Source organism: Actinocrinis puniceicyclus (genome assembly GCF_018283645.1).
In the GTDB taxonomy this organism is placed as follows: Bacteria; Actinomycetota; Actinomycetes; order Streptomycetales; family Catenulisporaceae; genus Actinocrinis; species Actinocrinis puniceicyclus.
The window spans coordinates 1-1,148 of the sequence record NZ_JAGSXH010000336.1 but is presented as its reverse complement, the minus strand read 5'-3'; the positions used below and the strand labels follow the sequence as shown (position 1 = coordinate 1,148).

The 1,148-nt window shown below is 73.2% G+C and carries 1 protein-coding gene; it reads right to left on the bottom strand.

What is annotated here, in order from left to right:
• Positions 1-1,032, bottom strand: a 1,032-nt coding sequence (locus KGA66_RS29150; RefSeq protein ID WP_211472838.1) for a transposase, incomplete at its 3' end; no start/stop codon positions are given.
• Positions 1,033-1,148: the final 116 nt, after the last annotated feature.

Below are 1,148 nucleotides of genomic sequence, written 5' to 3'. Positions count from 1 at the left end.
GCCGGGCGGGGCACGGTGCCAGAGCCACAGCGGCTTGGGCGCCCCCTGGTGCGCCAAACGCTCGACGGTGATCCGGATCACGCTGCCCTCGAGGATCGGCAGGTCCCGCCCGGCCGGGTACCCGGCCCACGCCCCGGTGCGCGCCAGGGCCTGGTGCAGGCCGTGCCACGCCTGCACCCTCACCCGCCCGTACCGCTCGGCGTGCGCCTCGATGCGCTCCTCGGGCTCCGGCAGGCTCGCCGGGCGCGCGCACTCGAAACGCGCCCCGTGCCGCGGCGGGCGCCCGGCCCCGGGCACCGGGGCCGGGGCCCGGTGGTAGAACACCCGGTCCGCGCGCACCCGCCCCAGCACCTGCACCGCGCGGCCCTCCAGCGCGTGGGCGACCAGCGCGGCGGGATACCCCGAATCGAAGATCACCAGCGGCGGCACATCCCCCGCCCGCCACCGCCCGGTAGCCGAAAGATCATCCAGTAGCGCCTCGGCCTGCGCGATCAACACCCCGGTATGGTCCACCCCCGGCTCGATGCGACGCGCCTCCAACGCATCCACCCACGACGAGGCACCCCACGAGAGTCCCACCAGCACGCTGAGCGGCCACCCGGGCAGCAACCGGTCCCCGCCCGCCCCGCGCACCACCACCATCGACAAACCATCCACATACCGGGCGCCCGCACGCGGGATCGGGGTGACATCCACCCCGAACATCAACGGCTCACCCGCCCGGGCCGCCGGCAGCGCCCCGACCAGCACCCGGCGCAGCCGCGCGCCATCGACCCGGCCCTGAGCCAGCGCGTCGTAGACCATCGCGTGCCCCCGGCGGAACTCCGGCTCCAACGAGAGCTCCACCGGCGAGGACACCGGCCCCGGCGCGCACAGCAGCGCGTCGCACAGCTCGAACAACGCATCGGCCCGCCGCGTGAAACACCCGTATATCCCGGCGCGCAGCCGCCGCAGCTGCTCATGCCCGGCCCCCGCCGCGCCCCGCGTCTCGACCGCATCCCGCGCACGTGGCACCATAAGACCCACGGCCACCCGACCTTTCTTCGATTCCTTAGAACAGATCCGAAGAATGCCAGGTGGCCGTGCCCGTTGTCAGGCGATCACACCACCACGCCACAAAAGATCTTGTAGACCTCAAATCTCAAGCT